Annotated in this window: 4 protein-coding genes; all 4 read left to right on the top strand. The window is 36.0% G+C overall.

Annotated elements, in window-relative coordinates; genetic code table 11:
- Positions 1-1188 (top strand): OprD family porin (locus CXF78_RS10660; RefSeq protein WP_257984886.1); only part of this gene is annotated, 1188 nt, incomplete at its 5' end.
- Positions 1189-1756: 568 nt separating this feature from the next.
- A complete protein-coding gene (locus CXF78_RS10655; RefSeq protein WP_102036766.1) occupies positions 1757-2071 on the top strand; it encodes a hypothetical protein in 315 nt (104 codons plus the stop codon).
- 770 nt (positions 2072-2841) lie between these two features.
- Positions 2842-3423, top strand: a complete 582-nt coding sequence (locus CXF78_RS10650; protein WP_102036765.1) for a hypothetical protein — start codon at positions 2842-2844, stop codon at positions 3421-3423.
- The gene (locus tag CXF78_RS10645; RefSeq protein WP_102036764.1) at positions 3420-4334 is read left to right on the top strand and encodes a DUF4868 domain-containing protein; all 915 of its coding nucleotides are present in this window, start codon (positions 3420-3422) and stop codon (positions 4332-4334) included. The genes CXF78_RS10650 and CXF78_RS10645 overlap by 4 nt, the downstream gene beginning before the upstream one ends.
- Positions 4335-4650 lie beyond the last annotated feature (316 nt).

Genomic DNA, 4650 nt, shown 5'->3' with positions numbered 1-4650 from the left:
TTAGCAATGAGTAATAATGCATTCTCTAATGGTGATATTGAAAATTTTTCTGAATGGATACACAATGGTAATGTTGGAGGTACAGCGAAATCGTACTATTTCGAACAAGATTTTGACGATTCAAATGCAGAGAATAGCTCGATTTGGGTGAATGGTGGTAATGTTACTTTTAATACATCAGAGTTTAATGGGTTTAAATTGGGAGGAGAAGTACAGGGATCATACGTTAGTAACATCAATGATGATGATGATAGAACTGCGGGCAGTATAAACGCACAAGGTCTTGTATTATCAGAAGCCTTTTTGAAATATCAGTTTGGTGGTACGGTGTTTTCTGGAGGTAGACAACACTTTTCATCACCCTTGATCGCTAACTCAGGTTCAAGATTGATAAAAGAGTCTTTTGAAATGTATCAGGTATCTTCAAGTCATTTTGAGGATACTGATATTTCGATTGGTTATGTGACTAAATATCAGACTCGAACAGATAAATCATTTTATGTTGATAATGAATTTGTTGATTTTGATTATAATGGTTCTGGTTCCCCTGGCGACTTTTATAAGATAGGCAATGATGGCGTCTTTTACGCACAAGTTAATAAACGGATAGCTAAAAAAGTTAAAATTAACTCACAGTACGCAAATGTAATAAATGAAGTCCAAGCACTCTATGCGGATGTAGAATATACATTGCCAACTAACTTTAACAGTTATATTGCGGTGCAGTACTACAAAACTAAGTGGGATAAAAATGAACTAGTTGATAATGATCTTTTGGGCTTTAAAGTAGGTTTCAGCCAGGGGGGAGTAGATTTTTTCGCTGGTTATACATTAGCTGGAGGAAATGAAGGAGAAAATAGAGTTTTTAGAGGCATAGGTCAAGGAGCTTATTATCAGTTTACTGCAACTACTAAAACTGCGGGGGTTGCTGCATTTGAAGCGGGCACAAATTCGTATCAACTGGGGTTAGGTTCTACTATCTCTAATGTTAAAGGTAAATTATTTTATACATCTTTTGACAATCCCATAGTTGGAAAAGATTTAAATGAATGGACGGTTAATCTTGCATATCAATTTGATGGTAAACTAGCTAATTGCGGTATATCAGTTGATTTTTCAATCTTGGATTATGAAAATAATCAAAAAGATGCTACTGATTTAAGGACAAAATTCTCTTATAGCTTTTAGCGGTTATAATTTATTGCGAACTTTATTTTTGATAAAGGTTAATTCCCTATCAATGTTATTTTAATTGTAAATCCAGGCCGTCTTAAACTGCTTGGGTTTATAATTTTACATGATAAAATACCTCTAGATGATTAAAGTTGATCAAAAACATGTCAGTTGATAATTGTCTCAATATCTACTTTTACAAACAACCTCCAATAGAGTGTATTTTAGAACTAAGTAAATTAAATCACAAACCGACGGATATTTTACAATTTTTTTACATCACTAGCAGTAGTGGCTAAGAAATATCGGCTGCTACTTTATAAGACTACTGTAGAGGTTAAATTACGTTTGTAACTCAAACTTGTTTTTGCCCCTTTCCGTGTCAGAGCAGTAACCCCTTCATATATTACTCATCGAATTTTTCCATACCTGAAATAATAAATCAGGCAAGAATCCATGCCTGATCATATGACGGGGTAGACGTCCATATATGGCACGGTTAATTTAACTATGAGAAGGATTGGCGTTCAGATATCATTCGAGGCTTGAAATCACGTGGCTAGCATAACAAAGGAACAATCAATTGAGCGTAAAAGAAACCTTAGATGTTTGTCAGATATTCATCGAGACAGAGAATTCTGGTGCTGCCATTCTCACTTCATACCTAGCACCAGTAGCGATTGTGTTATCAGCATTTATTGCTGCTTTAGTTGCAACTTCGAGTAGCAAAAGAACACACCTATTGGATAAAAAAAGAGATGTAATTCTTGAGATTACAAGTGAAATAGCCAACTTACGCATGTATGTAGTAGAGAAAGTGCTTATAAAATCACAAGAATATAATGAAGAATACGCACTGCACGTCAGAAGGGAAATGCTTGAAATTACAAAAAATTAGTTCTAGCAACGGATAAATTTTATGTAATAAGCTCAGACTCGAATAGTGCTCGATTAGAAAAGCTATATTTTCAGCTTATTGAAAAATTGTGGGAAGGAATAGATTATCACTACAACCCAACAGAAAATATAATACCAATTGATTACCTATGTAGTTTCAATGATTTAAGGGCTGACGTAATAGAGGTGCTTAACAACGAATTGAATGACTCTAATAAGACTTTAAAGACTTTCAAAAGCGCAATTAAAGCTACAAATACCTCAGCCACTAAGATGTTCAAAACCAGAAAGTAAGACAACAGATGTATAGCAGGATGGTGATCTGCAGTCACATAAAACGTGACCGTTTTCAGGCGTAACGCTCTGCTAGCATCAAACCGACGGTTTAATAATTCCTGACTATGGATCGCACTATACAAATGTTGAACTAAGCCGCTGCGCGGAGCCAAGTTCTGGCTCAACCGAGTGTATTTACCTCATTGAATCAGTTAGACTTAAAAAAGATGTGATGGAACACAATAATGACAAGGGAATTTCAATGAAACACGTGCAAATCAAACCATATATTCAGTTCAAAACTGCTCTGCAGCTCAGAGCTAGCATCAAAAAAAGCAAATTTCTATAACATAAAGCGTACCAATTAACCTGGACTCGACATCGGCTAAGTCCAAAAAGCGGTTTGTGCCATGCAACCAGCGCAACGCACAAATACTAAAACGTTAGGCGTTCAGACCAGCTATATCGCGGAGAATACACAAGTGGTTAATAATCATGCAATTTAGATTGCTGTCAGGTTTCATCATATTTATTGGCTCGTATTTACCGTTGGCCCTGATTCTTGCTGTGCAAGATATACCTATTTCATGGTGGAGTAGGTCATTTTGCGATCTTTCAGACATAGGGAGCTGTTCATTTAATCCCTTTAGCAACCCATATCTTTCTTTGGCCTTCATTTTAGTTACGTGTGTTTCAGTTATCATTTCAAACTTTTCTTTAAAGAAAATATCTTTCCCATTTGAAGGTGAAGTGAAAAGCTCGAAAACAATTCCAAACGATATTATTAATTACGTATTTCCCTATGTCGTTTCATTTATGGGAATAAGTTATGACGCTCCAGAAAAGCTACTAGGTTTTTCTGTGTTTCTATTTTGGATGTTTGCCATTACTTACAAGTCAGGGCAAATAATAATGAACCCTCTTTTGTTAATGTTTGGCTGGAAGTTGTACGAAGCAAAAATTCAAATAAACGGACAGGAACGCGATGTCAGAGTATTGAAAAAAGGCGTATTGACTCCAGGATACTACCAATTCCAATCTATTCAAGATTTCTATATTACAAGGGGCTGCCAATGACATCTGACTTTCAACAACTAAAATCATTTGATTTTTCTAGTTCAATACCACATTTATGGGTTTTTAAGGATAGCGCTTCAGCGGCAAGATTCAGAACTTTTTATGTTCAAACTGAAAATGAATTAAACAGTCAAATAAAAGGGTTTGTTGAAATAGAGATTGCAAGAATTACGGAGCATGCACCTTATTCATATATTGCACAGACAAATGAAAGTAGCTGCCTCACTATCGAACAAAATACGACTGATTTTAATAAGTTGAAAACACTTATAGATCGTTTGGAATCTGAGCATAGAATTGATGATAGTAAAGATCTCAAAGGTGCCAAAGGTTATGTTGTAAAATTTATTTCAAATGGCATTACTGTTTATGCTGTAAAGAGATCCACTTCAACATGGAAAACTTCGTACCCCAAAAAATATATAAATATGGTGTTTTCTAATGGGGAGCTCGCTGGAGTTGAAGATAATAGTTTTTCAATTGAGAAAAATTTTGATTTCTATGTAATTAACAACACCATATTTATAGCAAACAAACGTGGATTTGAATCATCAATGCAGCATCGCGAAGCATATGTTGAAGCATTTACCCAGTTACAAGCCTCACCTTCATTTAGTGGATTGTTCACCGACATTTCGGTAATTATTGAATATGTAGGTTCTAATTCAATACAGCTACGACGAATGGGCGTGATTGAAGAGAAAGGGATTTACAATAATCCGAATTTTATACCTAACCTAATGCGTGTTAACACATCTAGAAGCTGGGGTATTAATTTTGATTCCACAAGCAATACTATTGTTCCTTGTTCTGAAACTGCAAGGACTATCCTTCAAGTCCTTTTAGATCATCGCTTAATGAGTGAAATTACAGATAATATCTATGATGTCCCGGATGCAACTGAAGTTTAGGGGATAGTCTAACAAGTCAAAGCACTCGGATGCAGCGGAGCTGCGCCGGTGTTTGCAGCGTTAGGTTCGAGGGAGATATAGTGCCAAAAAATAGAAAAGCAATCACGCCTGATGTTTCAGCTGAAATTCTTTTCACGTCAGACCGGACGTGTTGTGTTTGCCGAGAAAGGGGGAAGCGAGTTCAGATACATCATATAGATGAAAATCCAAGCAATAACACTATCAGCAATTTGTCGGTACTGTGCTTTGATTGTCATGATGAAACCCAGATAAGAGGTGGGTTTGGAAAGCACTTAACCGCCCCATTGGTAACGAA

This window comes from Shewanella sp. 11B5, assembly GCF_002836795.1.
GTDB lineage: Bacteria > Pseudomonadota > Gammaproteobacteria > Enterobacterales > Shewanellaceae > Shewanella > Shewanella frigidimarina.
The sequence above is the reverse complement of the archived record's forward strand: the minus strand, read 5'-3'. Positions and strand labels throughout refer to the sequence as shown.